Source organism: Pyrodictium brockii, from assembly GCF_055379715.1.
Genome location: NZ_AP042401.1, coordinates 987,589 through 1,014,023, shown reverse-complemented (window position 1 = coordinate 1,014,023; position 26,435 = coordinate 987,589). Strand labels below are relative to the sequence as shown.

The window sequence follows — 26,435 nt, the reverse complement described above, 5'->3', positions numbered from 1 at the left end:
ATTATCTTCAAAGCTATATAATATTTATTACATTCTTATTAAGAACAAATTAACAGGGGATCTAAAATGAGCTGGATCCTAAGGTGGGCATTTGACAAGTCTACGTACTCGCCAGGAGACACAGCTACTGTGAGCTTCTGGGTTGAAAATACTGGCGATAATTATCTATATTTTAGTGATTTTGAAATAGAGTTCGACTTCGGAAAATACAGGATCAATACTGTGGCAGGAGCTATTCCCCCTAGGAGCAATATGTACTTGGGTACCGCGAGAATATTGTTGCCTAAAAATGTTGTTGGCAGAAAAATATTTCTAATAAGGCACCGTGTCTACGAGTACTTTAGCAATACATGGGTTGATAGAGGTATTGTGGAGTATGAGAGGAGGTATTTCTTAAGTATATATCCGCAGCCATTATACAGGGTATTCGTCTCTAGAGGCTTGCGTACTGAGGATAGAGTTATTGGCGATCCCATAGTGGAAATGATAAAGGAGTGGGGATTCGAAACGGTTACAATAGGCGTAGAAGTAAAGGTTAGAGAGGAGGAAGTTCCTCAGGCGGTAAGAAGAGAAATAGCGAGATCCGATGCTGTAATAGCAATAGCGACACCAAGGCATCTTGATGCTTTGACAGGGCTCTGGAGAACACTAGAGTGGCTCTATAGTGAGACAGGAATAGCCTACGGTTTGAATAAACCCATGCTAATAATTAAGGATGAAAGAGTATCATTGGGAGGACTACCTTCCTACCTGACAAGATATGGAAATGCGCCAATAATAGAATTTAACCCCTATAAACTCGATGAACTAAGAACAAAATTAGCCACAATAATGCCCGGCTTCAGGGAGTGGATTGAGACAAAAAGACGTCTAGAATTCTTTGAAGCCTTAAAGAAGCTGGCAATGTTTGGACTGGCCATGGTGGGAGCTATTCATATCCTGCCAGGTATTGTCGGAGCTCTCATAGGACATTCAAAGAAATAAAATGGTCTGAAAAATAACTTACTTTTTTTATCCTAGAAGAAACCTTTAGAACTGACAGCTCCTATCATAAAAGAAGGATGAAGGTCTCGTAACTAAATAGCTCTACATATTCAATAGGCCCTTCTTGTGGCTTCATGAAGTGTTCTAAAAATATAATTTGAGTTGAAAGATTTTATGGGATTAATCAGCATCCGTAACTATATTCCTACATACTATGCGTTATTAGGTGATGGCTTTGATCAAACTAAAACGCCTTGAGGAAGTAGTGTATCTGGGTTTATTCAATAATAAAGCATATGGTATCTATAAGGACGATAGGTGCATATTGCTATATTTGGTGAGTCTGGTACTGGTAAGTCTACATTGTTGAAGTTTCTGATAAAGCAACACATTGATCTCGGCGAGGGCTTCACTCTTCTCGACCCTCATGGAGACCTTGCACTTGAGATTGTCATGCTTATACCTGAGGACAAGATTGATAGGCTTGTATACATTGACCCTGTAACAGCCAGCGTGTATGGCAGTACTGTTAGGATTAATTTCCTCGAGTACCGCGATGTGCAGGAGTTGGAGCGTGTTGGTGAATCGTTTATATCAGCCCTTCAAAAATTATTCTAGGGATTTCTGGGGTCCCCGTCTCGAGCACATACTTAGGAACTGTGTGTACACTATTCTAGAGCAGCCTCCCGGCTCAACGCCCCTTCTCCCCCAGCCTCTCCAGGGCCCCCGGGAGCCCGCTCTCCTCATTGAAGGATGGGGTGCAGGGGCTCAGCTACCCCAGGGTAGCTGGCGTCATCCCTAGCGCTCGGCAGGCATGACTCTCGTCACAGCCCCGGAGCGCCGGGAGCCTGGGGGCCTCCGAAATCCCCTTCTCCCCAGAGCCTCGGCTAGGGCCCGAGCCCTGCCTACCCGGGGTGACATGGGTGTGCCGAAACTCCCCTGGGCCCCTGCGGCGAATAGCAAAGACCGTAGAGAAATGCTCGAGCGTATTGGAGTTAAAGGCGTGATGGAGCTATACCGGGATATACCGAGGGAGATTATACTCCGGGAGCCCCCGCGTGTGGGGTTCGGCCGCCAGCTCTCCGAGTGGGAGATAAGGAGGATCATCGACCGGCTTCTCGCCAGGAACCGTGTGTTCCTGGACCCGCCGCCCTTCATGGGCGGCGGTGCCTGCATGCACGTGGTCCCGGCGGCTGTGGAGGCCATAGTTTCCAGGAGCGAGTTCTATACAGCCTATACGCCATACCAGCCGGAGATAAACCAGGGCCTCCTCCAGGCCTTCTTCGAGTACCAGAGCCTAATGGCTGACCTGCTCGAGATGGATGTAGTCAACCTATCCATGTACGACTGGAGCACCGCCGCGGCAGAGGCGGCGCTGGCGGCCATGCGCGTTACGAGGAGAAGGAAGATAGTGGTAGCGGGTAATATACACCCGGAGCGCCTAGAGGTTATGAAGACCTGGCTGCTGGGCAAGGACGCCACCCTGGAGATCCTAGGCTTCGACGGGGAGACGGGGAAGACCAGCCTAGAGGATGCAGAGAGCAGGATAGACGCCGGCACGGCCGCGGTCTATGTAGAGACGCCCAACTTCCTGGGAGTGATAGAGGACGAGATAGAGGCTATAGCAGATGCAGCCCACCGGAGAGGGGCACTGCTGATAGCTGGTGTAGAGCCGCTCAGCCTAGGCATAGTAAGGCCCCCTGGGAGCTACGGGGCAGACATAGCTGTCGGAGACGCCCAGCCCCTCGGCCTGGGGCTCAACTATGGAGGCCCCTACCTCGGCGTCTTCGCCACCCGCTGGGACCGGAGGCTAGTTAGGCAGATGCCCGGCCGCCTCATAGGGCTCACGAGAGCCGTCGACGGCGAGGAGTACGGGTTCACTATGATACTCCAGACCCGCGAGCAGCACATACGCAGGGAGAAGGCTACCTCAAACATAACCAGCAACGAGGCCCTCCTGGCTGTGGCGGCTGCCGCCTACCTCTCCCTGCTGGGCGGCCAGGGGCTGCGCGAGCTAGCCAGGAGCATCTGGCTCCGCAGCCACTACGCCGCCAAGAGGCTAGGCGAGCTAGAGGGTGTTGAAGCCCCTCTCTTCAAAGGCGAGTTCTTCAAGGAGTTTGTGGCCAGGTTTCCCAAGCCCTACAGGGAGGTGCACAGCGCCCTGCTGGAGAAAGGGATCCTGGGCGGTCTACCCCTCGCGGAGAGGCCCCCGCTCCAGGACGAGCGCTCCGCCCTCTTCTGCGTCACCGAGGCCCATAGCATGAGTGATATAGACAAGCTCGTAGAGGCGGTGGGTGAGGCCCTATGAGCGGCGGGCTCGAGCTGAGGAAGGGCTGGAGGCAGGCTAAGTGGAGCGAGCCCCTCATCTACGACCTCGGCAGCTACGATAACACCTGGTTCGTCCACCCCTACAGCGATGAAGACGAGAAGCTAGAGCGGCTTGTCGGGGCGCCCGAGGAGCGGCTCGGCAGAATGCTGAGGAGGGAAGCACCCAGGGTGCCGGGGCTGAGCGAGGTTGAGGTGGTACGCCACTTCACGAGGCTCAGCCAGATGAGCTACGGCGTCGACACGGGCCCTGTCCCCCTGGGCTCCTGCACAATGAAGTACAATCCCAAGATAAGCGAGGAGCTGGCCAGAGACCCGCGGATACGCTACCTACACCCCTACCAGGACGAGGAGACCGTGCAGGGGCTGCTGGAGATCCTCTACCTCCTCGAGCGCTGGCTGGCAGAGCTCACCGGCATGGATAGGTGCAGCTTCCAGCCCCCGGCCGGCGCTGCAGGAGAGCTGACAGGGGCGCTGATGATACGCAAGTACTTCACGGACCGTGGCGAGGAGAGGGACGAGATGCTGATCCCAGACTCGGCCCACGGCACCAACCCGGCCAGCGCCGCCATGGCAGGGTTCCGGGTGGTGAGAATACCGACCTCTGAGCACGGCACCCTGGACATGGAGGCCCTTGAGGCCGCACTCTCCGAGCGCACGGCGGGCATAATGCTGACAAACCCCAATACGCTCGGCCTGTTCGAAGACCGGATACTCGAGGTCGCCGAGAAGCTCCACAGCCGGGGGGCGCTCCTCTACTACGATGGCGCGAACCTCAACGGCATAATGGGGATAGTCCGGCCCGGCGACATGGGCTTCGACATCGTGCACCTTAACGTCCACAAGACCTTCTCCGCACCCCACGGCGGCGGCGGGCCTGGAGCCGGCGTTGTCTGCGCACGCGGCGAGCTTGTAGACTACCTGCCCAGGCCCCTAATAGCGAGAAAGAACGGCCGCTACTACTGGGACTACGAGTGCAAGAAGTGCATAGGCAGGATAAGAATGTTCTACGGCAACATACTGCCCCTCGTGAAGACGTTCATATACATAGCCATGCTTGGCGGCGAGGGGCTCCGGGAAACGGCCATACAGAGCGTGATCAACACAAACTACTTCATAGCGCTGATGAGGGGCGTCAGGGGCTACGAGCTGCCCTATGACCCGGATCGCCCCAGGAAGCACGAGCTGGTGCTCTCGGCAAAGCCTCTGAAGAGGGATACAGGCGTGACGGCCGAGGATGTGGCTAAGGCGCTGCTAGACCGAGGGCTACACGCCCCAACGATGTACTTCCCGCTCATAGTGGATGAGGCGCTCATGATAGAGTTCACTGAGTCAGAGCCCCGCCGCTCGATCGAGGAGTATGCAAGAGCGCTCCGAGAGATAGTGGAAGAGGCCTACCGGGACCCGGAGGCTGTGAAGCGGGCGCCCCGCAACACCGCTGTGGGCAGGCTAGATAACGTGTACGCCAACCACCCGCGCAGCGTGACGCCGAGCCACCGGGTGCTCAGGAGGAGGCTTGCGGGAGAGAGCTCTCACTCTAGCCTCCCGTATATCTTCTCCACGAGCCTCGCCACATAGGGCGCCAGCCTCTCCACAGTTTTTCCGCTAATCATGTATGCCCTAGGACACTCAGGATCAACAGTAACGCCCTCTCCGGGGACGTAGACGAGCGGATAGAGGCGGCAGCCCATCGGCCTGTATGGGTATATTCTACACCTCCCGGTTGAGGGGTCGAGGAACACGCAGTGCCCGTCGACATTCCTTAGGCGCGGAATGCCGTCCACATACTCTACGAAGCTTTCCACACTGTAGCCCAGGGACGCTATCCTCTCAATATCCTCCTTAGTGAGGGGCATCTCAGTGTTGTAGCAGCAGAGGGCGCACAACCTGCCGTCGGGGAGCCTACAGTCAACCCTGAGCTCGGGAGGCTCCTCGCCCATACTCCCGTATCCTCGGCGGGTTCTCGCGGAGGATTTTCTCGACCTCCTCTCTGCTAGGCGCACTCTGGGCACCCCGGCGTGTAACCTTAATGCCCGCCGCGGCCGAGGCCGCTTGTAAAGCCTCCAGCGGGTCACCTCTCTCTACCAAGTACGTGTTGAATGCAGCTATAAATACATCGCCAGCCCCAGTGGTGTCGACGGGCTCGCCGAGGCGAAGGGCTTCAACATGCCATACACCATCCCTGGCCACGAGCACCGCGCCCTCAGACCCCCTTTTGACTATAATGTAACGGAGCCTCCCGCCGAGCAGGCCACGAGCCTCCTCGATGCCTCTATTACCGGCCACAAGCTGGTACTCCACCCTGTTGAGAACCAGTATGTCCACATACCTCCGGGCAGCCTCAAGGATCAGGCCCCCCTCCCTCCTAGCCACCGAGCTGCCAGGGTCATAGGACACTATGCCGGGGCGCGTGCTGGAAGCTGCACGCTCCAGCACCTCCACGCCGCGGCTAGCCACGTGCAGCACGTCGGCAACAGCGCCCCTGGCCTCATCGCCGCGGAGGAGGTTGTTAGCACCCCTCATAGATATCATCGTCCTCTCGCCGCCGGGAGTGACGAGGACAATCACTATCCCGGGCATCTCGTCCTCGTGTATCTTCACAAAGGAGGTGTCTACACCCGCAGCCTCGAGCCCGGCCAGAACTCCTAGTTGCTTTGCGAGCCTCCCCGTGTGGCCTACTATGGCTGCCCGGTGCCCGAGCCTGGATACCGCAACCGAGTAGTTCGACGCCGCGCCGCCAGGCCCGAGGTAGGCCTCACGAGCCACCACGTTATCGTCCGGGCCCGGCAAGTAGTCAACCAGGAGGTAGACGTCAACGTTGATGTTACCAACTGCCAGGTGCAGCGGGGGGTCCCGGGCAGGCAATTCACCGGCCCCGGAGCCGCGCCTGGATGAGGGAGCGCCTAAAATAACAAGGGGCGGGCCGCATGCACCTCGGGGAGGCCCAGGCTCCGGAGGGCCAGGTAGCCGTGGCACGCTGGGTAGTAGCGTCTGCATGGCCCTACGTCAACAACGTGCCGCACCTAGGCAACCTTATCGGCTCAGTGCTCTCTGCCGACGTGTTCGCCCGCTATCTCCGGCTGCGCGGCGAGGACGTCGTGTTCGTGAGCGGGAGCGATGAGCACGGTACACCGATAGAGATCGAGGCGATAAAGCGAGGGGTCCACCCGAGGCAGCTCACTGACCAGGCCCACGAGTACGTGTCCAGGCTCTTCAGGGAGTTCCGGATAAGCTTTGACAACTACACACGCACCGAGAGCCCGGTACACAGGGAGTTCGTCCGCGAGTTCATGATGAAGCTCTACGAGAATGGCTACATATTCGAGCAGGACGATATATTGCCCTACTGCCCCCGCGACAAGATGTTCCTACCCGACAGGTTCGTGGTAGGCACATGCCCCTACTGCGGCTACCCCTACGCCCATGGAGACCAGTGCGACAACTGTGGCAGGCTCCTGCACCCGACCGAGCTTAAGAACCCGCGCTGCGCTATATGCGGCGGCCCCGTGGAGTTCAGGAAGAGCAAGCACTGGTTCTTCGACCTGTCCAAGCTTCAGGATAGGCTGCTCAAGTGGCTCGAGGAGTCGAACCTCCCGCCCAACGTGAAGAACTATGCGCTAAACTGGGTCAGGGAGGGCCTCAAGCCGCGTAGCGTGACCCGCGACAACAAGTGGGGCATACCGGCCCCCTTCCCCGGGGCCGAGGGTAAGACAATCTATGTATGGTTTGACGCTCTCCTTGGCTACATATCTGCAACCAAGGAGTATGGCTTGAAAAAGGGGGACGAGAGCCTCTGGAAGAGATACTGGTTCGACAAGGAAACGAGGACTGTATACTTCATAGGCAAGGACAACATACCCTTCCACGCCATAATATTCCCGGCGATGCTCATGGCCAGCGGTGACCCCTACACACTCCCATGGTATATAGCCTCGACCGAGTACCTGATGTATGAGGGCGAGCAGTTCTCCAAGAGTAGGCGCTGGGGTATATGGATAGATGAGGCGCTTGAGATACTTCCCGCCGACTACTGGCGCTTCGCACTGATAAAGATGAGGCCGGAAACCAGGGACACCAACTTCACCTGGAAGGAGTTCACGAGAATAGTTAACAGCGACATGAACGACGATATAGGCAACTTCGTTCACCGGGTACTCAAGTTCATAAAGTCTAGGTTTGGCGGCAGGGTGCCAGAGCCGGGAGAGATGAAGGAGCTAGACCGGGACTACCTGGATTACACGCTCAAGGCCCCTGAGAGGGTTGGGAGCTACCTGGACTCATTCAGACTGAAGCAGGCGCTAGACGAGGTCGTGGAGCTGGCTCGGCACGGCAACCAGTACCTCAATGCAAAGGCGCCCTGGGACAAGATAAAGACGGAGCCCAGCGATGCCGCTACAACAATGTATGTGGCGGCCAACGCTGTGGCGACACTGGCTGTGATGCTGGCACCCTTCACTCCAGATGCTGCGGAGAGGCTGTGGAGGATGCTCAACATGCGGGGCTCGGTGCACGAGCCCGGCCGCTGGAGGGAGGCATCCAGGCCCCTCGTGGAGCCAGGCCACGAGATAGGGGAGCCAGAGCCGCTGTTCCGGAAGCTGGCCAACGACTTCCCAGAGAAGGTCAAGGAGATCCTAGAGGAGGCCAGGAAGAAGGTGATGGAGAAGAGGCCGCCGCTGCTACGCTGGTAGCCGGCGGGCCCTGATGCAGCCATGCCGCGGCGGAGACGCGTAAGGGTGATTAACGGCCTAGAGGCCGTGGAGAGGCTGCTCGAGGAGTATAGGCGGCGTATCTACCGCTACAACAGCCTTATACGCGGTACCGGTTTCTACCTCAAGCCCATGCATATAGTGACCAAGAACACGCCGGAGGGCAAGAGGACCTACTACTACATCGGCAGGTACTGGTGGCGCGTTCTCTATCAGGGCAAGTCGGGCAGCACCTCGCGTGTAAAGTGGATCTATGTCGGCAGGGAGAAGCCTAGAGAGCTGGAGGGCTATCCCGACCCCCCGGAGCATCCCGTGGCGGGGCTCCGGTTCACTGTGGAGGGGCGCGATATTATTCTTGACAGGCGGGTCTATGAGAAGTACCGCTGGGTTTTCGAGGGCTACGAGGCCGTGGAGGAGCCGGAGTAGCCCTCCAGGGCCAGCGCTACCAAGATAGGCGGCCCAGGCTGGGCTCTGAGCGCGGGTGTGGAGCCTTCCCCTCAGCCGAGGCTCCCCTGGGGCCCCGGTGAGGAGCCTGGGGAGTGGCGGCCGCCACCGAATACCCTTCCGGCCTCCAGGGCCGCTCTAGGCGAGTGGTGTAGCGCACCTTGCCGGAGCTGCGGGTCAGGATTATAGGGGCCGACAGCTTCGGCTCCCGCTCCATGGCCACCGTGGTTGAGGCCGGCGGCGTCAAGATATTCATAGACCCTGGTGTGAGCTACGCGCCCCGCCGCTATGGGCTGCCGCCGCATCCCCTGGAGATAAGGAGGCTCGAGGAGATCAAGGAGAGGATATACAAGGAGCTGGAGGACACGGATATAGTGGTGATAACACATTACCACTACGACCACTACCTCTACCGCGGCGAGGAAGCTGAGCTTTACCGGGGCAAGGTGCTCCTGGTCAAGCATCCAACGAGGAGCATTAATGTTAGCCAGCGTATACGGGCACACCGCCTCCTCAAGGGCAACAGGGTAGCCGAGCTTGCGAGGCAGGTCATATACCTTGACGGCAGCACGTACAGGGTGGACCAGGGGCTTGAGATAAGGGGTTCTCCTCCCGTCCCCCACGGGCCCGACGGAACCAAGCTGGGCTACGTGGTGATGGTGCTCGTAGAGTGTTGCGGCTACCGCTTCGTCCATGGCTCGGATGTGCAGGGCCCCATATCGGCGCGGGCGATGGAGATCCTGCAGCGCTGGAGCCCGGAGCTTGTTTTCATAAGCGGGCCGCCAACCTACTTCGAGGGCTACAAGGTGGATGAGGAGAGCGTGGCGCAGGGGCTTAGACACCTAGAGGAGCTGGCTCGTGCAGCCCGCGAGGCTGTAGTGGCGGACCACCATTTCGCCCGCGACCTCGAGTACCCGAGCTACCTTGAGGATATACGGTCCCGGGGCGGGAGAGTGCTCTCGGCCGCCGAGTTCATGGGTGTGGAGTATGAGCCCTTCGAGGCCCTCCGCAGGGATCTCTGGAGGCGGAGCCCCGAAGCCGCTGATAGTGATAGAGCATCTTGAGGACCACCTATCGCGCTGGCTGCTCCTCGAGTACCAGCATAGCCGTAGCTTGGCTAGGAGCCGCCTGGTCTTCACCAACGGTAGAGAGTACTGCGGCAGGCTGAGCAGGATAGCGCCATGCTACCGGGAGAGCGTGGTAGAGCTGGAGGGCGTCCTCTACAGGGAGCGGGGCCGCGTGATAATCCTGGACCCCTCCGCGGAGGCCATGCTCAGCCCAGAGGAGGCCGCTGAAGCCGAGGCGATAGTTGTGGGCGGCATACTAGGCGACCACCCGCCCAGGCGGCGCACCTGGGAGATGCTGACCCGGCGGGCGCGCGGCATGGCCGCTAGGAGCCTCGGCGGGGACCAGCTCAGCATAGACGGCGCCGTCTACCTTGCCCTCAAGGCGCTAGAGGGCGTGCACCCCTCCAGCGTGCCTCTAGTCCGCCGGCCCCGGCTGGAGGTGGAGCTGGACGGCCTGCTGACGGTAGAGGTCGAGCTACCCTTCGCCTACCCCCTAGTCGGTGGGAGGCCGCTCTTCGCCCCTGGGCTAGAGGAGCTTCTGGCCAGCGGCCTGGGCTACGAGGAGGCGCGGGAGATGCTCCGGGGCCTAGGACGCGAGGGCGGAGGCGAAGAAGACTCCTAGCAGGTAGGCGGCTAGCCCGCTCACCAGCCCGGTGGTGTAGGGTTCCAGGCCTTCGAGCAGCCGGAGTCTCCTCTCGGCGTAGCCGCTGACAGCTAGGAGCAGAGCCGTATAGAGGGCGAGGCTGGCTAGGCACCCGCTTGGGAGCACAGCGGCCAATAGCCCGGCGGCAAAGCCTAGCAGGATCTTGGCCAGGGATAGCTTAAACTTCTGTATCCTCTTCTCCACGTAGCTCTCTAAGGGGCCGCGGCGGCTCAACGGCCTCGCCCCTGTCCACGTAGACTACTCGGGAGCGGCCGGGCACCCTCTCTCTTATCTCCTCGTGGCTCACCGCCTCCACCGCCGGCCGCTGCTCCTCCTCCGCCTTGTTCGCAAGCAGCCTTCGGAGCCGCTGGGCGAGTTTAGAGGGGTCCTCGTCCCCCGGCACAAGCACGGCGTAGACTATGCTGCGCCTTTTAACCAGCTCTGGAGGCCCCACTATGACCACGGGGGCCTCGTTCTCGAGGCCGATGCCGAGCGCCAGCCTTAGCTCCACGTTGCGCACGTAGTTTCTCTTCCCATACACCATGAAGGCTCCGCGGGCCAGGTACTCGCCGGGCGGAGGGGATTTGGAGACCTGGCTCCCCCACACCCAGTAGACGTCGATCGAGCCCATGCCGGCCTTCCATGCCTTGGAGTAGGCTGCTGTGAGGAGCGCTGCCTCGCGGAGATCCCTCTCCGGCGGCTCGCGGCCCTCAGCAAACACCACCACCGCGGGCGCCCCATGTATATTGGCGTGCATGAATATCCTCTTCTCGTTCAGGTACCTCTTGACCACCGACTCGTTCTGGCTCGCATCCCTCCCGCCTATGGCGAGGAGGCCGCTGCTCGTAATGAGCCAGTGGTAGCGCTCGTACCATTCACGCCTCCGCACAACCGCGCGGGCCCTCCTGGCCCTCATAGCCGCCTTATTCTCGAGCTCGGCCAGCCTCTGCTCAACCTCGGCAACCGCGCGGCGCCCCCTCTCAATCTTAGAGCGTATCTCGCCCGCCCGCTTGTAGAGCTCTACAACCATCCTGCTCGGGTCGGAGCGTATATCCAGCTCCACCGGCTCCCCCGAAATCTGGACAACGATGATGCCGCGGGAGGGCTGTACATCCACCACGTGGGGGCAGTTGCCGACTATGTACTCCCAGCCGCTGCTCTTCCGCATTCTCCTGGCGCACTCGAGGGCCTCATAGGCCTCCGCCATGTGCTCCGCTAGGAGCTGCGCCTTAGACTCGAGGCTCTTCAGCTTCTCCTCAAGATCCTCCAGGTTCCTCCTAGCCCGCTCCAGGGAGGCTAGGAGGCGGCGGCGCTCAGCCTCTATCTCCCTGATGGCTTCCGCCTCTTCAGCCCTCTTCAGCTCCTCCACGAAGTACTGGTCGAGGGCCTCACTAATGCTATGCCTGGAGGCAATCCTAAACCCGTATCTCTCTGCGAGGCCGCGGGGCTCGAAGGGAACCACCGTTAGGGGCTCTCCCTCCGGCGTGTAGAGCAGGTAGGCGCCGGGCTCCAGGCTCTCACGGTATATACTGCGGAGCGTCTCCACCACCTCGCCCTCGCGACCCCGGAGAGCCTCAACACTATCACCGGGCTCTACTCCAAGCCTTGCAAGAGCCTCCTCAACGACCTCGCCCGGGTAGCCGAGGCTTCTGGCGAGGCTGCGGGCCGCCTCACCGCCCGCCTTTATCGCCTTCGCCACATGTTCCTCGGCGAGGTCGAGGGGATGGATGCTGGAGCCGGGTGGGGGCGCGTAGCGGGCGCCGCGCCTCAGCACACGATCCTTCATCACCCTCTGCTCGTCGAGCTGCAGTATCGTACCCTCCTCGTCGGTCAGCACTGCCACGCCTCGGGGGAGCACCTCCGCTATAAGCCGGTACCTGCGCCCCGCGGCATCGAAGACCATCTCTACTATCCTGTCGAACCCCTGCTGCTTCACATCCACCAGGCCTGCGCCACGGATGTACTTCCTCATACCCATTATGAAGGGTGGCGGCATCCCCTTACCGGTTATATCGAACGATGTTATGTGTACACGCTCACCCGGCACCACCGCTATCCTTGCATCCCTGCCTGCCCCTTTCAGCCTAAGCAGCACCAGACCGTCTACATAGTAGATGTTGTTAAGCCTCAGGCCCCGGAGACCCGCCATCTCCCTCACGACAGCCGCCACATCGAAGCTCGTCATAGACCTCTTGCGCTTGATCAAAGCCTTCCCCCTTCCCTCGGGCCTCTGTGCGGAGACGGCGGAGCGGCTATAGCGCCTCCCCCAAGGGCCCATCAGTGGGAGGGTGTTAGCACTTATACCCTGGAGCCCAGGAGCCCTGCCCTCCCCCGGGGGGAGCGCAGTGTCGGAGCGCAGTGGCCACGAGTACACCGCCTTCATCCCCGAGAGCCTCTACAAGAGGATAAGCAGGGAGATTAGGAGGGAGAAGTATGTAACCCCCTACATGCTGTCGGAGAAGTACGACATGACCGTCAGCCTGGCCAAGCAGGTGCTGAGGAGGCTCGAGAAGGAGGGCATAGTGGAGCTCTACGCTCCCAACAGAAGGGCTCCGATATACATAGTCAAGGAGGGCAAGTAGGGTCTAGGCAGCGCTTCAAAAAAGGCACCCGCAATAAGGCGTTCTTTGGTTATTCAAGCGCTCATCTCGGGGGCCTCGGCTTCCGCCTGCCTGGCACCCTCCTCCGTTATGCTGTAGAGGCCTTCACCGGTCCTCTCCACCAGGCCTAGCCTCACGAGCTTCCTCATCTTGGCCGCCACTCTACGCGCGTCGAGGCCAGCCCTCTCAGCTATCTCCTTGGGCCTGGCGGGGCCTCCTATCTCCTTGAGCGCGCGTAGTATGGCAAGGTCTATCTCGTCAAGCCCCGAGTGCCTGGAGGGCATGAGGGCCACCCCCGGGAGCCCCCGAGACCCGGGAGGCCTGGACCCGGACTCCCACACCCCGGTTCTAGGATTGCAGTAGCTTAGTATCCCCGATTTAAACCCTTCAGCTTAAGACTTACCCTGGATATCATGTCCGGGCCGGCTGGCGCCTAGCCCACCCTTCCTGGCCAGAGCGCGCAGCCGCTGATAGTAGGCCGCGACCGGGCTGCGGGTGCCACAGTCTGCCTTACATATGCCAAGCGTCTTCATCTTCTCGCAGCTGTACACCCTATACTTCTTGCCGGAGCCGCGCAGCCCCGCCAGGTGCTCCACCTGGTACCTGGTGATCCTCTCGTTGAAGTCAGGCATGTTCCGGAAGTAGCCCACCACATAGTCTACATCCGCCCCTATATTGAGGAGGAAGGTGGCTAACGCGAATCGCTCGTGGTGACTCAAGTGCTCGCCTCCACGGGCCCTGGCAGCCAGGTCAGCTATGCACGGCGGGAACGCCTCCTCGACCACGACGCCCCGGGGGAGCTCTACACGGCCCCCACGAGTCCTTGGCCTCTGACGCTCCGAGAGCAGCTTCTTCACATGGTCCAGGAGGCTGGAGAGAGCCTCCGCAGCCTCAGGCCCCGCCTCCTCGCCGAGGGCGAGTATCCTCCTCTCAACATACTCCGTGACAGCCTCCTTTACTACGCGGACCACGCTCTGCTTCTCAAGATATACTCGCCCCTTCTTAACGGGGAGGTTTATCGGCTTCCAGGCGTCGTCGCCTACAAGCCTCTTAGCTGCATGCAGGTACTCCAGGAGGCTCATTGAGTACGGGTAGACCTTGTAGACAGGAACCCCCTGCACGAGCGCAACGGGCTCTCTATAGCCGTTCCCGTATGAGAGGCTGCGCAGCCCCACTAGACGGCCGAGATGAGCCACAGCCTCGTCCTTCTCGTCGCTGAGAAGCTTGTAGGCCCGGTTGGCCTCAGCAAGGGCGAGCCTTGAGACTAGCCAGCGGTTCCCGGAGAGGCTCGCGGCCAGGGCAGCATAGTAGAAGGAGAGGACCTCCTCCTCGAGGCTCCTCCAGGGCCCCGGGGCCTGGGCGCTGCGGATGGCCCTCTCTAGTCTATACTGGGCCCTCTCCAGGTACTCCCTCCTCAGCCGCGCCACCTCTAGCGGGCCTACGCCAAACCTCCTCCGCGCGACGGCTACGGGGTCTGCAAGGAAGGGATAGAGCCTGGTATCTATCACGGCGGGGACAGCATGGCTCATAGCCTATCCTTACCCCGTGGCTTGCCGGGGGCCTAGGCCCCTAGAGCCTCTAGCTGGGATGAGAACACCTTCTAGGCTTTGGGGCCGGAGGCGGCAGAGGGCCCGGAGCACAGATAGCCGGCATAACGTCCAGGCTGTTATGGAGGATGCCCTAGCTCCAGCGCTCCAGGCGGGCGTGGCTCCATGGCGCCCGTGAGGCACGTGGCCAGCCCCGGACTTGAAGAGGGCTACCGCTTCCTCAACGAGGCAGTGGCGCGCCGCGACCTAGTCGTCGCAGTGGCGAGGTGTAGTGTCGAGTACGAGGGCCGCGGGGCCAGCAGGCTCGGCGAGGGGGACCGGCTGCTAATAGTGAAGCCCGACGGCGCCGTCCTGGTCCACAGGCCTACAGGCTACTCGCCAGTGAACTGGCAGCCGGACAGCCATGTGATAACAGTGGAGGCCCATAACGGCTTCATAGTACTGCGGAGCGTGAGGAAGAGGCCGCGGGAAGTGCTAGTAGTAAGGATATCGAGGCTCTACTTCGCAGTAGCGATTCACGGGCTCGTCGACGAGGCAGAGTTCATAGAGTATCTCGACGAGGGCGAGATAGCGGACTACCTGTCGCGGCACCCGGAGGTGATAGAGGAGGGCCTCCGGGTAATACGTAGGGAGAGGCCCCTGGAGAGCGGCTACGCCGACATAGTTGCAGTAGACCGGGAGGGACGCTACGTGGTCATAGAGGTCAAGAGGGTTACAGCCGGAGTGGAGGCAGTCAAGCAGCTCCACCGCTACGTGGAGGGCCTGCGCAAGAACAACCCGGGAGCCAAGGTTAGGGGCATACTAGCCGCTCCGGCCGCCACCAAGGAGGCTCTGAGCCTGCTCTCGAGCCTAGGTCTCGAGTACCGCCGGATAGACGTGGCCAAGCTGCACCGGGAGGCCAAGAGGGAGAAGCCTAGAAGCCGGGTAGCCTCGCTGCTCGACTTTATAAAACGCTCCTAGCGCGCGTGCCACGCCCCAGGAGCCTGCCAGCGGCTGGCAGGGCGGGCGATGGTGGATAGGCCCTGAATCCTAGGATAGCCGAGTGGCTGAGCGAGACGCTGCATACCGTGCAGTCGGCTAACAAGCTGTACATTCTCCTAGCCTTAGCTGTCTACATGGCGTCCGTAGCAGTGTACGGTCTACGCTGGGTTATAGTGCTGCGCAGGGCTGGGGTCCGGCTCAGGCTCCGAGACGCGGTTGAGGCGTACCTGGCCGGCATACTGGTGAACAACATAACCCCCTCTGCTAGGGCCGGCGGCGAGCTCATGAGGATAGCATACGCCTATGTGAAGACGGGGGCGGCGCCGGCCAAGCTGCTTAACAGTGTTGTCTTTGAGCGCATAAGCGAGGCCGTGCCGGTGGTCGCTATAGCTGTAGCAGCCCTCGTGGAGGTTCTGCTCTCCGGCGGCAGGGCTCGCGGGCTCATAATCGGTGTTGCCCTAATGCTTGCAGCGATAGGCCTCGGCGCGAAGTACTGGGATAGGCTGCTCGAGATGGCCTCGGGGAGGCTGGGCTTCAGCTATGATCCCGGCTCCGAAGCAGCCTTGCAGAGGCTCCTGAGGGACCGGCGGCTGTTGACGGTGGCAGCCGCTCTCGGCGCTGCTGTATGGGTTATGGATATACTTAGGCTCTACCTGGAAGCGCTGGCGGTGGGCTGGAGGGCGCCGCTCGGGCACTTTGTCACGGCATCCTTCCTATATCTTATAATCGGCCTGGTAGCCGTAACCCCTGGCGGGGTCGGGATAGTTGAAGGCGGGCTGGCGGCCACATTCATAGCTCTAGGTGCGGAGCCCAAGCAGGCCCTGGCTATAACCATAATAGAGAGGCTGATCTCGTACGTGATAGCCTCGGTACTGGGGCTTGTGGTCACTCTCATCGGCGGGGGAGGGAGGGCTTGGACCCTCTTAAAGTCGCGCTGGCGTCGGACTGGTTTTACCCCAAGATTGGGGGCATAGAGACCCATATACATGAGCTTGCTCTTACGCTGCAGAGGATGGGGCACGAGCCTCACGTGTTCACCCACGACTATAGGGCCTTTGGGCCCTACCGTGACTCGTTCCCCTACCCTGTGCATAGGCTTAGAGGGAGATTCTACATCAAGTCAGCGCATGTCAGCCTCGGGCCTGGGGCGCTGATGGAGGCGAACAATATATACAAGAAGGTGGGATTTGATATAACCCATGTACACAGCATATACTCGCCCCTTGCCGTGGCAATGGCTAACCTTTCCCGCGGCATCCGTGGAGTGCCTGTAGTCGCGACTAATCATTCTCTCTTCCTCTGGCGCCGCGCGACCCTCCCCCTAGTCTATGTGATACGGCATTTTCTCCGGCGGGTGGACGCCTTCATAGCCGTGAGCCGGAAGGTCGCAGAGGATTCGCGGAGGCTCCTGCGGCTAGACGGGCACCCGCTCTATATAGTGCCTAACGCTGTTGACCCATCCTTCTGGAGGCCGGCAGAGGACGAAGAGAGGGCCAGGGCTAGGCGTGCTCTCGGCATCCCAGAGGAGTCGTTTACCGTGGCCACCGTGGGCAGGTTCACTAGGAGGAAGAGGATCCACGTGGTACCACGCATAGTGGCTGAGGCGGCTAGGAAGACCGGGCGAGCTATCAACCTGGTTATCGTCGGCGATGGGCCTCTCGCCGACCTCGTGGCCGAGGAGGCTAGGAGGTACTCGGGGGAGGTTAGGGTGATGATTCTGGGCTTTGTTGAGAGGGAGAGGCTGCGCGAGATATACTGGGCCTCCGACCTCCTAGTCGTGCCGGCGAGGCTGGAGGCATTCTCCATAACCGCCCTGGAGGCTATGGCGTGCGGCGTCCCGGTCATAGGCTTCAGGGAGAGCGGCATAAGCGATGTCATAGAGGACGGCTCTACGGGGTTCCTCGTGGATAGCGACGAGGAGGCGGCTGAGAAGGCGGCCCTGCTAGCACTCGACGAGGATCTTAGGGCTAGGATGGAGCATAGGGCGCCTCTCCATATAGCGCAGCACTTCTCCTGGGAGAAGGTTGGCCGGAGCATAGTGGAGATATACCGGGCCACTATGGAGGCCGCTGCTGGCAGCGATAAACGCTACCTGCTCTACCGGCTCTGGCGGTGGATCAAGGGATGACCCCCCGGGTGGCGGTGATAAGCTTCGATGTGGAGCAGGACTGTCCGCCCTACCTGGACTCGGCCCGTGGCGTGGAGGAGGGGCTTCCGAGGATACTCGAGCTGCTGGCCGAGGAGAGGGTCCGGGCCACATTCTTCTTCACTGCAGAGATGGCTAGGAGGTTCCCGCGGCTAGCCCGGAGGGTTGTGGACGAGGGCCACGAGCTGGGCTCCCACGGCTACCGCCATGAGAGGCTAGACCGGCTGCCCCGCAGCGAGGCTGCGAGAGTGCTCGAGAGGTCCACTAGCATCCTCCGCGGCTACGGCGAGGTGAAGGTGTTCCGGGCCCCCAACCTGAAGCTGCCGGAGAACCTGCTGCCGGTACTGGCCAAGCTCGGCTACAGGGTGGACTCCTCCACGGCTAGGTATAAGCCGCCCTTCCCCCGGCGCGTCGAGAAGCACGGGCCGCTGGTGCGTGTACCGGTGTCGGTGACCTCCTCTGTGCTCCGGCTCCCCTGGAGGCTCCAGCGCCCCCTGCATGGGGCGCTTGCCCCGCCGCGCGTGTACTTCTCCCATCCCTGGGAGTACGTGGATATGTCAAGGAAGCCGGTTAGGCTGGACTGTAGATTCAACACTGGGGAGCCGGCGCTCGAGCTTCTACGGCGCCTCATACGCTTCCTCCGCGGCGAGGGCTACATGCTGGCGACGCTGTGCGAGGCTGTACGCATGCTCGGCCACGATGTGGAGTGCTAGCCGGCCCTCCTCTCGACGAGGCTCCGCACCGCCTCCTCCACCCATCCGGGCGGCTCCTTGCCGCTGCGGAGAACGTAGTGGAGGCGGGCAACCTCCATGCTGCCCGTGGAGGCCGCCGCTATGAGCATAGCCTTGGCTGCCTCCTTCTCCACGCCCTCCAGGCCAAGCAGCCGTCTGCCCGCATCACCGCCCCGGAGGTAGAGGTAGCTGCGGGTGAAAGGCGGCCTTACCCTAACTTCGAGGTCAAGGCTCCAGGGGGGCTCCACAGCGCCTCTCCGTATGCCTCGGCGGAGCGCGTCGAGGAACCTTCTCGAGTGCCCCGCCAGCTCCCGGGCAGCTTCGACAGAGGCACGGGGGGCCAGGGAGGCCTGCAGGCCGTAGACCTGGAGCCCCGCCGCCTCCATGGCCGCCGCGACCCCCCTCTCTAGCCCTCCCCTCGCGAGGGCCACCACAGCCGCTGCGACTGCCGCGGCTGCGCGGGCCAGGAGCTGGGGCGAGAGGTGATCCGGCGTGTCGAGGCTGGTGTGGTAGAAGCGGTCGGGCCACTCGTTTACAAGCGAGCTGGGCACGCCCGAGCCTATTGCCACGTCGTGGTCGCTCCCCCACTCGTAGCCCTTGAGCCCTGTGTAGCCGGGGAGCGCCTCCCTGAGCGCGGCGTCGAGGAAGGGCTCGATTGGCGAGGCTAGGGGAGGCATGCTGGAGACCAGGCGGGGCAGGCCCCCCGTGGCCTCGGGGCTCGCGCCAACCATGTCAAGGCTTACGGCTGCCAGCACGCCACGGGGCTCGAGGAGGCCCTGAGCGAAGGCGGCTGCCAGCCCGGTCCACTCGGGGGCAGCCACGGCGGCTATAGAGACCCCGGCCTCGCGGAGCAGAGGCTCCACCTCCTTTAGGGCTATAAGGGCCTCCGCTAGGACGGCGACGCCGCTAGCATTGTCGTGGGCCCCGGGGCTAGGATGGCATATGTGCGCGGTGAGGAGCACCTGGAGCGGCTCCTCCGGGCCCAGGCGCGCCACCAGCACCGGCGTCTCCGGCATAGCATGAAGCTCGGCCTCAACAGTGACCCTAACCTTCTCCCTGTTCAGCTGGAGCGCCTTCTCCAGCTCAACGCTGACCCCGGGAGCCTTCGGGGGCTCCATGAAGAACGGGGGGTAGATGCCCCAGTACCTCACCCCGGGTCCCTCATGGAACGCTACCACCGCCTCGGCGCCGGCCTCGACAAGCCTGTAGTAGGCCTCCCAGGCGAGGCTAGACACCACCGGAACCCGCTCGTCCCGGTGGCTCTCCGGGCTGCCCACAAGCCTCGCCTCCCCCTCCACAGTCCCCGGCGGGCTGTGAGCAACCGCCACGAGCGGGGTGTCAGCGGTGGACGCAACCACCTCCCAGGAGCCGTCGCTGCGCCTCCTCTCAAGCCTGGCAGAGTATAAGCGCCAGCCACGGGGCTCCCAGAAGCCCCAGTGCTCGTAGAGCCCTAGAGGGCCGTGAAGAACCTCCAGCCTAGCATCTACGCCTGCTTCCTCAAGCAGCTGGGCCAGATGCTCGGCTGCAACCGTCACCTCCTGGGAGCCCTGGACGCGGTGCAGCCTAGAGAGGAGTGAGGCCAGCTCAAACGCGCGGAGGCCATCCACCCTGCTGAGGGCTTCACGCACCAGGCTTGAAACGCCCACCACGCCGCGCCCCAGGGGATAGGTCCCAGGCCCCGAGACGCCGGGGGTTGAAAGAGCCTGGGCGCAGCAGCGGGCTTCAACCCGCCTTCCGCTCCTTCGGAGCTATCCTGGAGAGAATGGTCCTTATGTACTCTCTCGTAGACTCGTCTATCTCCAGCTCGCCGGCCGCTAGAGCTTCGTTTATCCACTCCTTCACCCTGTTATCGGCCATGAAGCCATAGGCTATATAGGCTTTAGCCACGCCTGGATGCTCTTCGGCACTCTTAATCACATCCTCCAGGGACTTGACGTCGGGGGCCTCGACATAGAATACTATGAACGAGGGCTTACCTACCTCGTAAAGTTCGAAGCCCAGCTTCTGCAGGTACTCCTTCACCTCGCTCCTCCCGGGCTCCTCGCGGTACCCTGCTGTTAGGAGGAAGAATCCAGAGGCGAAAGCCAATCCAGCCCATCCCTCCAGCTAGCCGGTTCCACTAGAAAGGTAGCACTCTTATACACGACGCACAACCCGCTCAAGGGCCCTGCTGCCTAGGCGCGGATCCTCCGCGGCCAGGCCCACCGCTCCCAAGCCTGAAGCCCAGCCTCAACACGCCATGAGGGCATGCTTCCACGCAGCGGCCGCAGTGGAAGCACCGGTAGTCGATGACGTCTCTACCATCTCTAACGTATTTGAGAATATCAATACTCATGGGGCATACCATGCTGCATATGTTGCAGCCTATACACTTCTCTACCCTGGTCACCTTGACGCGGAGCGGGCTATAGCGGTTCATAATGTAGCCGTATATGTTGCCTATAGGGCACACATAACGGCACCAGAACCTCTTGACGCCGAAGACGTACTCTGCTACTATGTTAGCTATGAGCGCTACACCGGTTATCGTCGACCAAGCCATGACTAATCCTATCGTGGCGTCAGGTATGTTGTAGAGCACCCCCACAAGCATGGACCCCAGCTTTGTCAGGCCCGCCACCGGGGATATGGTGGTGAAGAATGGCCTCCCGAGAGCCACTGATAGGGCAAGGTAGACTAGCATCATTATGCCTGGGATAGCCTTCTCCACCGGTCCTGCGTGATGCGGCCTAGTGAAGCGGGGCGACCGGGGCGTTGAGAGTTTACGCTCAAAGAGGCTAAACAACAGATCCATAGGGCATACCCAGCCGCAGAAGAAGCGGCCCAACACACTGTAGATGACAAACACTATGAGGACCGCTATAACCGACTCGAGCGTGGGGCTGTGGGTCGCGGCTGCATGCTCGAGCCAGGCGAATACATCCATGAGAGGTATGGTATGGAGTATCCTGCTTGATGCCAGGCTCCCCTCGAGTATGGCCCCGGATATTAAGAGCTGAATACTAAAGAGTACTAGCATCGTTATCTGGAGGAGCCTCCTCGCCAGAGTGTACTTGCCGCGGGGCGGGGTTCCCCGGACCAGGAGCCTTATCTTGGTGTATAGTTTGCCGCGTCTCACCTTAGTCACTTCCGACCCCACATCGGCCGCCATAGCTGAAGAAACTAGCTACGCCTGCTGGTAGTGCCTCCCCTCTGCGGGGATAGCTCTCTGGCAATCTTCTTCTCCTCGAGGCCCCTCATGTTCTGTATGTAGTCGGTATTTATCGCGGAGCGCTGGGTGGCTTTGACCGGGTCTTTCGCCTCGGTCTCGAGTATGAGTTTAAGGTACTCGTCGTAGCTCATGCCTGTGTTCTTGTAGTTGCTGGTTCTCTTCCTATACTCCTCTAGGGGGAGGACGTGGATGGCCGCACCGTCTATCGGGCAGGCCTGGACGCAGAGGCCGCATCCTTTGCAGCGGTCTGGCCTCACGCGCGTGTGCACGCCCCACTCGTTGAATGTGAACTCGAAGACCTCCGAGCCGTAGGGGCAGGCTTTGGCGCAGCTCTTGCAGTCGCCGCCGTTCCAGGCCCAGCAGAGGTCTGGGTCTATCAGCGCCACTCCCATCCTGACCTCTTCTTTCGGTATCTCCATGAGGGCTCCGGTAGGGCAGACCTTGGCGCACTCCATGCATAGTGTGCATGGATACTTTATCTGGTTGTCCACCACTGGGGTTCCGAGCTTGCCGAGGCCCTCCCCGAGGCCGGCCAGCCTTATAGCATGGTATCCCATGTAGCTGCAGGCAAAGTAGCAGAGGCCACAGCGTATACACCGCTGATAGAAGTCCTTGGAGGCGCCTGGAGGGTGGAGGGGGAACCGGTCCTCCTGATAGGGCTTGGTATACGCGATGCAGCGGTCCGGTAGCAGAGGGTTTGCGACGCATTTTCTACCATTCTCCACGGCTATAAGCCCGAGCAAGCTATAGTACTGGAGGCGCTGCGGGTCATTATCTATCACAAAGTACTCGTAGTAGATCTCCCCCTCCCGGCTCCGCCGTCCTAATGCAGCCTCCACGCCCACGAGGAGCCCGGGGATAGAGGAGGCAGCCGCTACAGCTATGCCTGCCTGCAGGAATTCCCTCCTGGTCACACCCCTCCTGCTGCTTCTCCTAGGCATTATGCCTAGCCCCTACTCACTGGTCAGCCTGAAGACTCCTTGCACGAGCCTGGCAATGTGTGGAGGTAGTCGGGTTATTCATGCTGGGCGGCTGTAGAGCTTGAAGCGATAATGGCAGCAAGGGGTGTCCACCCGGAACTGCATGATATTTAAAAATAACGGTGAAGGGGAGGGCCGGCATGGGGGATGCTAGAACCTTATGCTGTACTTGGGTTTCGATGTCTGCTCCTTCTCGCTCTTCGGTATCTCGTCGGGCGTAGCCTTCCTGACCTTAGCAGCGCACGTCTTGAAGTCTGGCTGGAAGAAGTATGGCTGCACATCATAGTTGTCCAGCGTCAGCGCATTAGCTAGCTTGTTCTCGTCGAACCATGGTATGAACATGTAGTCCATTCTCGGGCCGCCGAGGCCCGTCTTCGGGTCTAGCACTACGGCCTTCAGCGTTACCTTTCCACGCGGGCTCTCCACAGTGACCCAGTCGCCATCCTTTATGCCCAGCTTCTCTGCGAGCTCCCTGCGTATCTCCACGTATGCGGCAGGTTTGACGCGTCTCAGCTCGGGCACGCGGCAGGTCATGGTGCAGGTGTGCCAGTGCTCTATTACACGGCCAGTTGTGGCCACCATCTGGTAGCCCTTGGCATCCCTCACCGTGAGCACCTGGCCATTGTCTAGCCGGTACTTCAGTGTGAACCCGGGCGCCTCGGCCGGCGCTAGCGCTATCTCGAATATCGCCTCCACGTCGCCGTAGTTGGTCTTCAGTGCTTCGCTCCAGCTCTTAGCGGCTAGCACCTGGAGGCCTTTCTCGGGGTCACCGCTGGCAGGCACTGCTGTATGCTTCTCTACAATCTTGAACGGGCCCTTGGGCTCCGCGAACACTGATATCTTGCCCTTGAACGCTGCGTCGGCATCCAGCTGCTCCCAGGTTATTATAACGGTCTTATTTATCTTAACCTCGCCCGTCTGGTGGTCCATCTTCACTGGTAGCCAGGGCCTGGCCCAGATGGTCATTCTGCCGGTAGGCTTAGCGTAGAAGACCACGTACCAGTTGGCGGGCTCCATGCTGACCTTCTTGTAGTCTAGATCATCTATCTCCTCCACTATGTGTTTGAGCACCCACTTCATTAGCACGGGATTGTGGGATAGCTCGCCCAGCCACTTCTTCTTGTGTATCGGGTGCACAATATTGGGGTCAAGCTTCTCTATGTATGCTGCTATCTGATTGGGATCATTCATGCCCTTTATATCGTTGTATATCTTCTTTATCACCTCGGGATCCGGCATCAGTGGGTCGTATGGATGCACGTACCTGCCGGCTGAGTGGTACTTGTCATAGCGCATCTTCACGCTCGGGTTGGTAGCATACTGCTCGGGCCATGGCCAGCGGAACCCGCTTATCAGCTTCCTGAACAGCTCGCGCTTCACGTAGCTAAAGTCGTAGTAGGTGTTCTTCGCGAGGCTCAGTATGTCGCGATCCCACAGCCTGTTTAGGAACTCCTCCTGCCACTTCTTGTCCTTGCTCTTCTCCACTACGTACTGTATCCAGCTCTTGCCGGCAGCCTTGGCAGCCTTATCGACGTCCTCGGGGAAGAAGCCGCTGACAATGCCCTTGGGTACTAGGCCCTCGTCCTCCCAGGCCTTGCCGAGCATCGCGAAGATTATGTGGTCGCCTACCGCCTCGCCGGGAGGCGGCACGGTGTACCTTGCTATGCTATAGCGGCGCTCGCTACAGCCATACTTGAACTCCTTCTCGCCCCATGCCGCAGCGGGCAGCACCAGGTCGGCCACGTCGGTTGTCCTGGTCGGGTAGATGTCGCTGACTACTATGAACGGGAACGCCGGGTCATCGTCATGAGGCTTCGCCATGCCAGCGCGGAACTTGTATACATTCGGGAGGCTCTGGCCAGGATTGGTCTCTGCAATCCAGACAACCTTCAGCTGACCGGCGTTGACACGGCGGAACATCTCTACAACGTGCGGGCCGGGCACTGGGTGTATGTAGACCTTTGAAACCTCCTTCTTGATCAAGTCCGGCGGGTAGCCGCGCTCTCTCAGGTAGTCCTCGGTGAGTTTCTTCCAGATGTTCTCTACCTCTTCTCTGGCAGCCTTCTTCGCTATTAGCCTGCCGTAGGGCAGGACGTGGGCTAGGCCGCCCTGGTCGCGGATGCCTCCACAAGCGTTGGGCTGGCCGGTAAGGCTGAAGGAGCCGGAGCCCCACTTACCTATCTTGCCCGTAAGGGCTAGGAAGTTTATGATAGCGTTTACGGCGTGGACTCCCTGTATCTTCTGGTTTATGCCCATTGTCCAGAATACTAGTAGGCGGCCCTCAGCCATCCACTTCGCGGCGAGCCTCATAGCCTCAAGCGGGTCTATTTCGACAAAGGGTGTGTTGCTGGACATGTTTACCTTACTGGGGCTGAGCTCGCCGGTCTTTATCAGCTTCTCGGCAGTCTTCCTGTTAATTAGCGGCTTCTCATCGCCAAAGAGTATCTTAACCATTATCTCGGGCTTGTAAAGCTCGAGGAACTTCAAGTAGAGGGCGAAACCCCTCCACCAGTCCCTCTCTATCTCGTCCTCGCTCCTGTACTCCTTACCTATGCTTGGGTATAGCTTATAGTTGGCGGCGCTGCTGGCCGTTGTGCCCATATCCCATACCTTGTTGAGGCCCCCGAGATTGTTGTACCTAGTGTTGTAGCTTTTCAGTGCCCATGTCTTAGCCGTGTCCACCGGTATGGCGAAATCGGCGTGGCGCTTCAACCACTTCAAGTCTATGTACTTGCCACTGCACTCAACCTTACCAGCGCCGACATCTACTACTCTGCATTTATCTAGCTCAAACGCTACTATGTGAGCTAGTGTGTGGAGGAACGCGACATCCATGCTCCAGCGTAGAGGGAGCCATAGGTCTGCTATGCTGCCGCTTCTGGTCTTACGAGGGTCGGCTAGTATCACCTTGACCTTGTCTGGGTTCTTCTGCTTGACCTGGGCTATGCGACCGAATACTATGGGGTGGGCCTCGGCGGTGTTAGTGCCTATTAGAAGGAACGTGTCTGCGTGAACACCGGTGTCGGGCTCGGGTATGTCGATATAGTCGTAGCTTACCTCGGGCTCGTCGGCGCCGTAGCTAGTTATGTAGCCTCCCACCGCGCTGACCATGCACATACGCGGGTTTCCATCAAGGTTGTTGGTGTGTATGCCCCCCTTGGTGAGCTTGTTTATAACATAGCTCTCCTCTGTGCCGAGCTGGCCGCTGCCGTAGTAGGCGAAGCTGTGAGGCCCATACTTCTGGAGTACATACTTGAACACTGCTGTGAAGAACTTTACCGCCGTGTCCCAATCCACTTCAACGTAGTTCTTTCTTATGTGCTCTACAGTGGTTAGCCTCGCATCATAGTTCTTGCTCACCTGCCTGTTCCTGACGCGCGGGGCCTCGGGTATCTCCTCGGGCTTTATAGGAGGCCTGTTCTTCCCAGGTATTATCCAGTCCTTGATAACTAGAGGCTTCTTGAGCCTCTCCTCATAGGCCTGCTTGTTGCCGCCACGGCCTATGGCTTTGTGTATGTAGAACGCCTTAGTGCACAGAGCTCCACGGTTGACGGGGTAGGTGGGTATGCCCATGAGGGCTATTATGTCCTTTGCCATGCCGGTCTGGGGGTCGAGTATAACTTGAGCCTGCACACCGCAGCCGGTACCACAGAATCTGCAGGGGCCTATGGGGACGGCAGCTAGCTTGGGCTTAGCCTGTGCTCCCCCGGCGGTTGTTGTGCCAGGGGCTGTACCAGTGACGGTCTTGGTTAGTGTTTCTGTGAGTGTCTTAGTCACTTTCTCGTAGATCGTCTTCTCCTTGCCAGTGCCGTAGTAGACTGCGACGCCGCCCACGGCCGCCAGTGCTGCGCCCAGCGCTATGGCCTTGATCACGTCTCTACGCGTCTCATCCGGCAATTTATGACACCCCAATTAGTTGCAGGATAGGGCTCTTGCGGATTACTTTTAGACTCCACATGAATATTCACCCTATCAAACATGTATTTTAGCGTAGCCCATAGAGTTTCGGGCTCCAGGGTATTCACGGCCGAGAATAGTAGGAGAGTATGGGAAAGAGCCGCAAGGGTGTA

Annotated in this window: 24 protein-coding genes; 13 read left to right on the top strand and 11 right to left on the bottom strand. The window is 60.0% G+C overall.

Features of this window, described 5'->3' with window-relative positions; all coding sequences use genetic code 11:
• The first annotated feature begins 66 nt into the window (after positions 1–66).
• The 4 genes from ACZ42Y_RS05525 (at position 67) to gcvPB (ending at position 4,887) form a co-directional block, all read left to right on the top strand.
• The gene (locus ACZ42Y_RS05525) at positions 67–984 is read left to right on the top strand and encodes a hypothetical protein (RefSeq protein ID WP_168371300.1); all 918 of its coding nucleotides are present in this window, start codon (positions 67–69) and stop codon (positions 982–984) included.
• A 318-nt stretch (positions 985–1,302) separates the two neighbouring features.
• Positions 1,303–1,602, top strand: a complete 300-nt coding sequence (locus ACZ42Y_RS05520; protein WP_083494522.1) for a helicase HerA domain-containing protein — start codon at positions 1,303–1,305, stop codon at positions 1,600–1,602.
• Positions 1,603–1,909: 307 nt separating this feature from the next.
• Entirely contained in the window at positions 1,910–3,292 is a 1,383-nt protein-coding gene (gene gcvPA, locus ACZ42Y_RS05515; RefSeq protein ID WP_464735239.1) for an aminomethyl-transferring glycine dehydrogenase subunit GcvPA, read from the top strand.
• Positions 3,289–4,887: an aminomethyl-transferring glycine dehydrogenase subunit GcvPB gene (gene gcvPB / locus ACZ42Y_RS05510; protein ID WP_058370909.1), complete on the top strand. Its 1,599-nt coding sequence runs from the start codon at positions 3,289–3,291 to the stop codon at positions 4,885–4,887. Before gcvPA ends, gcvPB begins: the two co-directional genes overlap by 4 nt.
• On the opposite strand, the gene ACZ42Y_RS05505 is transcribed toward gcvPB, so the two are convergent.
• Together ACZ42Y_RS05505 and ACZ42Y_RS05500 are read right to left on the bottom strand one after the other, a co-directional pair.
• The gene (locus ACZ42Y_RS05505; protein ID WP_058370910.1) at positions 4,842–5,249 is read right to left on the bottom strand and encodes a YkgJ family cysteine cluster protein; all 408 of its coding nucleotides are present in this window, start codon (positions 5,247–5,249) and stop codon (positions 4,842–4,844) included. The two genes, gcvPB and ACZ42Y_RS05505, sit on opposite strands and share 46 nt — an antisense overlap.
• The gene (locus ACZ42Y_RS05500) at positions 5,218–6,174 is read right to left on the bottom strand and encodes a PfkB family carbohydrate kinase (RefSeq protein ID WP_058370911.1); all 957 of its coding nucleotides are present in this window, start codon (positions 6,172–6,174) and stop codon (positions 5,218–5,220) included. The genes ACZ42Y_RS05505 and ACZ42Y_RS05500 overlap by 32 nt, the downstream gene beginning before the upstream one ends.
• 104 nt (positions 6,175–6,278) lie before the next feature.
• Here ACZ42Y_RS05500 and metG point away from each other — a divergent pair, with 104 nt between their 5' ends.
• From metG to ACZ42Y_RS05480, 4 genes are all read left to right on the top strand, one after another.
• Complete coding sequence (metG, locus tag ACZ42Y_RS05495; protein WP_058371415.1) at positions 6,279–7,997, top strand: methionine--tRNA ligase; 1,719 nt, start codon at positions 6,279–6,281, stop codon at positions 7,995–7,997.
• 21 nt (positions 7,998–8,018) lie between these two features.
• The gene (gene ubp / locus ACZ42Y_RS05490; protein WP_070807829.1) at positions 8,019–8,441 is read left to right on the top strand and encodes a UBP family nucleoid-associated protein; all 423 of its coding nucleotides are present in this window, start codon (positions 8,019–8,021) and stop codon (positions 8,439–8,441) included.
• A gap of 179 nt (positions 8,442–8,620) precedes the next feature.
• The gene (locus ACZ42Y_RS05485) at positions 8,621–9,523 is read left to right on the top strand and encodes an MBL fold metallo-hydrolase (protein WP_236698153.1); all 903 of its coding nucleotides are present in this window, start codon (positions 8,621–8,623) and stop codon (positions 9,521–9,523) included.
• Positions 9,447–10,148: an SAM-dependent methyltransferase gene (locus ACZ42Y_RS05480; protein WP_083494524.1), complete on the top strand. Its 702-nt coding sequence runs from the start codon at positions 9,447–9,449 to the stop codon at positions 10,146–10,148. The genes ACZ42Y_RS05485 and ACZ42Y_RS05480 overlap by 77 nt, the downstream gene beginning before the upstream one ends.
• Here the strand turns inward: ACZ42Y_RS05480 and ACZ42Y_RS05475 are convergent.
• Positions 10,113–10,403, bottom strand: a complete 291-nt coding sequence (locus ACZ42Y_RS05475; protein WP_058370914.1) for a hypothetical protein — start codon at positions 10,401–10,403, stop codon at positions 10,113–10,115. The genes ACZ42Y_RS05480 and ACZ42Y_RS05475 overlap by 36 nt on opposite strands.
• On the bottom strand, positions 10,348–12,375 hold the full coding sequence (gene rqcH, locus ACZ42Y_RS05470; protein ID WP_464735238.1) for a ribosome rescue protein RqcH: 2,028 nt from the start codon (positions 12,373–12,375) through the stop codon (positions 10,348–10,350). Before rqcH ends, ACZ42Y_RS05475 begins: the two co-directional genes overlap by 56 nt.
• A 139-nt stretch (positions 12,376–12,514) precedes the next feature.
• Here rqcH and ACZ42Y_RS05465 point away from each other — a divergent pair, with 139 nt between their 5' ends.
• Positions 12,515–12,751, top strand: a complete 237-nt coding sequence (locus tag ACZ42Y_RS05465; protein ID WP_058370916.1) for a 30S ribosomal protein S25e — start codon at positions 12,515–12,517, stop codon at positions 12,749–12,751.
• Positions 12,752–12,804: 53 nt separating this feature from the next.
• Here ACZ42Y_RS05465 and ACZ42Y_RS05460 read toward each other — a convergent pair whose 3' ends face one another.
• Together ACZ42Y_RS05460 and ACZ42Y_RS05455 are read right to left on the bottom strand one after the other, a co-directional pair.
• Positions 12,805–13,053 (bottom strand): winged helix-turn-helix transcriptional regulator, encoded by a 249-nt coding sequence (locus ACZ42Y_RS05460; protein WP_058370917.1) that lies wholly within the window; start codon positions 13,051–13,053, stop codon positions 12,805–12,807.
• A 108-nt stretch (positions 13,054–13,161) separates the two neighbouring features.
• Complete coding sequence (locus tag ACZ42Y_RS05455) at positions 13,162–14,298, bottom strand: hypothetical protein (protein ID WP_464735237.1); 1,137 nt, start codon at positions 14,296–14,298, stop codon at positions 13,162–13,164.
• Between the two features lie 183 nt (positions 14,299–14,481).
• Here ACZ42Y_RS05455 and nucS point away from each other — a divergent pair, with 183 nt between their 5' ends.
• The 4 genes from nucS (at position 14,482) to ACZ42Y_RS05435 (ending at position 18,156) form a co-directional block, all read left to right on the top strand.
• Positions 14,482–15,276: an endonuclease NucS gene (gene nucS, locus ACZ42Y_RS05450; RefSeq protein WP_464735236.1), complete on the top strand. Its 795-nt coding sequence runs from the start codon at positions 14,482–14,484 to the stop codon at positions 15,274–15,276.
• Positions 15,277–15,338: 62 nt separating this feature from the next.
• The gene (locus tag ACZ42Y_RS05445) at positions 15,339–16,271 is read left to right on the top strand and encodes a lysylphosphatidylglycerol synthase transmembrane domain-containing protein (protein ID WP_464735787.1); all 933 of its coding nucleotides are present in this window, start codon (positions 15,339–15,341) and stop codon (positions 16,269–16,271) included.
• Positions 16,211–17,425, top strand: a complete 1,215-nt coding sequence (locus tag ACZ42Y_RS05440) for a glycosyltransferase family 4 protein (protein WP_464735235.1) — start codon at positions 16,211–16,213, stop codon at positions 17,423–17,425. The genes ACZ42Y_RS05445 and ACZ42Y_RS05440 overlap by 61 nt, the downstream gene beginning before the upstream one ends.
• The gene (locus ACZ42Y_RS05435) at positions 17,422–18,156 is read left to right on the top strand and encodes a polysaccharide deacetylase family protein (protein WP_464735234.1); all 735 of its coding nucleotides are present in this window, start codon (positions 17,422–17,424) and stop codon (positions 18,154–18,156) included. Before ACZ42Y_RS05440 ends, ACZ42Y_RS05435 begins: the two co-directional genes overlap by 4 nt.
• Here ACZ42Y_RS05435 and ACZ42Y_RS05430 read toward each other — a convergent pair.
• From ACZ42Y_RS05430 to ACZ42Y_RS05410, 5 genes are all read right to left on the bottom strand, one after another.
• Positions 18,153–19,823, bottom strand: coding sequence for a M28 family peptidase (locus ACZ42Y_RS05430; RefSeq protein WP_464735233.1), 1,671 nt, complete (start codon positions 19,821–19,823; stop codon positions 18,153–18,155). The two genes, ACZ42Y_RS05435 and ACZ42Y_RS05430, sit on opposite strands and share 4 nt — an antisense overlap.
• Before the next feature lie 73 nt (positions 19,824–19,896).
• Positions 19,897–20,262 (bottom strand): hypothetical protein, encoded by a 366-nt coding sequence (locus ACZ42Y_RS05425; RefSeq protein WP_464735232.1) that lies wholly within the window; start codon positions 20,260–20,262, stop codon positions 19,897–19,899.
• Between the two features lie 70 nt (positions 20,263–20,332).
• Positions 20,333–21,301, bottom strand: coding sequence for a 4Fe-4S binding protein (locus ACZ42Y_RS05420; protein ID WP_464735231.1), 969 nt, complete (start codon positions 21,299–21,301; stop codon positions 20,333–20,335).
• Positions 21,302–21,336: 35 nt separating this feature from the next.
• Complete coding sequence (locus tag ACZ42Y_RS05415) at positions 21,337–22,326, bottom strand: 4Fe-4S dicluster domain-containing protein (RefSeq protein ID WP_464735230.1); 990 nt, start codon at positions 22,324–22,326, stop codon at positions 21,337–21,339.
• A 189-nt stretch (positions 22,327–22,515) separates the two neighbouring features.
• The gene (locus tag ACZ42Y_RS05410; RefSeq protein WP_464735229.1) at positions 22,516–26,262 is read right to left on the bottom strand and encodes a molybdopterin oxidoreductase family protein; all 3,747 of its coding nucleotides are present in this window, start codon (positions 26,260–26,262) and stop codon (positions 22,516–22,518) included.
• Positions 26,263–26,435: the final 173 nt, after the last annotated feature.